General features: G+C 53.6%; 1 tRNA gene. It reads left to right on the top strand.

The features are described from left to right. The first annotated feature begins 180 nt into the window (after positions 1 to 180). Positions 181 to 256 (top strand) — tRNA-Ala (locus OGY83_RS00770). Positions 257 to 261: the final 5 nt, after the last annotated feature.

The raw sequence follows: 261 nt of genomic DNA, 5'->3' as shown, positions 1-261 counted from the left end.
GCTTGTAGCTCAGGTGGTTAGAGCGCACCCCTGATAAGGGTGAGGTCGGTGGTTCAAGTCCACTCAGGCCTACCAAATTCTTTCTGATACCGCGTTGTGAAACGACTCGCATACTTCAGTATGCTTCGCCGTTCCACGCCTTGTCTCAGCAAGAATTAAGGTGAATGAGATAACTACGATGGGGCTATAGCTCAGCTGGGAGAGCGCCTGCCTTGCACGCAGGAGGTCTGCGGTTCGATCCCGCATAGCTCCACCATCCTT

Source organism: Citrobacter sp. Cpo090, from assembly GCF_030332665.1.
Taxonomy (GTDB): Bacteria; Pseudomonadota; Gammaproteobacteria; order Enterobacterales; family Enterobacteriaceae; genus Citrobacter; species Citrobacter portucalensis.
This window is presented reverse-complemented; position numbering and strand designations above follow the sequence as displayed.